The sequence below is a fragment of the Zooshikella ganghwensis DSM 15267 genome (assembly GCF_000428585.1).
In the GTDB taxonomy this organism is placed as follows: Bacteria; Pseudomonadota; Gammaproteobacteria; order Pseudomonadales; family Zooshikellaceae; genus Zooshikella; species Zooshikella ganghwensis.
This window is the reverse complement of sequence record NZ_AUAF01000414.1, coordinates 1-1084: the sequence shown is the minus strand read 5'-3', so window position 1 is coordinate 1084 and position 1084 is coordinate 1. Positions and strand designations below refer to the sequence as shown.

Here is a 1084-nt window from a genome sequence, read left to right as displayed (position 1 = left end):
TTGAGGACTATTGGCAACAGCTTATGCCCACAGAGACCAATTCACACCAACGTTAACCCTGAAACACAACACATAGTGCTTAACTATTCTATTTCATGATAAACAACAAAACCTAAAGGGACGTTTTCCAAGCTCAATATGCCACCGATTTTATGATAGGCTACCTTGAGTAATTAAGACACAATGGTTGTAAATACCCTGACCCACGTACTATGAAAAATACTGAAAACAATCAGCCACAGGTAGTGGTGAAAAAGAAACGTCGTATTAATATCCCTCAAGCACCCGCCACTAATAATGAAAAATTGGCCATCATCACTGAAGAAAAACGCACTCAATTATCCTTAACATCAGTCAAACAATCTCGACCTAAAACACCCTCTAGCCAACGTCCCTTGCATGAGATTTTTGCTATTTTTGAAGCGGCTTTTCCTAAGACATTGGGTAAAGCATTTCATCCCCTCAAGATTGGTATTCACAAGGATTTGGCGCAATCGGTGGTACGGGAGCAGCTAAACCATCGAGAGTGTCGACGAGGATTGTATGCAAGAATGCATAGTATTCACTATCTTAAAGTCTGCCAAACGGGTGCTCAACGTCTCGATCTAGAAGGTAAGCCGTGTGGTGAAGTCACTACAGAACAAGCCCACTATGCGTCAGAACAACTGGCAAAGCGCAACGTACAAAAAGACGCGTGACCTGGTTAGAGAGAGCATAGCTGGGGCCAGATCACGCCAAGAGCCTAGCTATTCCGCTAAGTCATTTAACTATAGTGACGTTTATCCCAACGTGCTCTCAGCTTGCTAAACTAGGTACTAACATTTTAACAATTTAACGCGATGCTATTTAATAAAATGCGACTCCAATTTGGGCTTTTATTATTTTTCTGCATCAAAGCCATCGCTGATGATTATGACTATACTTTTGCGGCTGATACATGGCCACCTTATTATGGACCTAAGCTCAATAACGGTGGATTTCTTACCGAAATTATTCAAGAAGCCTATCAGTTACAAGGTAAAAAAGTATTTGTGGTCTTTACGTCATGGAAACGTGCGCTGGAGTTGAGTAAAAAGGGTAAATA

General features: G+C 41.3%; 1 protein-coding gene and 1 pseudogene. Both read left to right on the top strand.

Annotation, left to right across the window (positions count from 1 at the left end; all coding sequences use genetic code 11):
• Positions 1–212 precede the first annotated feature (212 nt).
• Positions 213–698, top strand: a complete 486-nt coding sequence (locus tag F607_RS33385; protein ID WP_027710516.1) for a ProQ/FINO family protein — start codon at positions 213–215, stop codon at positions 696–698.
• A gap of 156 nt (positions 699–854) precedes the next feature.
• Positions 855–1084, top strand: a pseudogene (locus F607_RS32370) (hypothetical protein); the annotation flags it as partial.

Bases quoted from the DNA above. Each gene is read 5' to 3' on its own strand.
- F607_RS33385 (WP_027710516.1), top strand. From the start codon at position 213: ATGAAAAATACTGAAAACAATCAGCCACAGGTAGTGGTGAAAAAGAAA.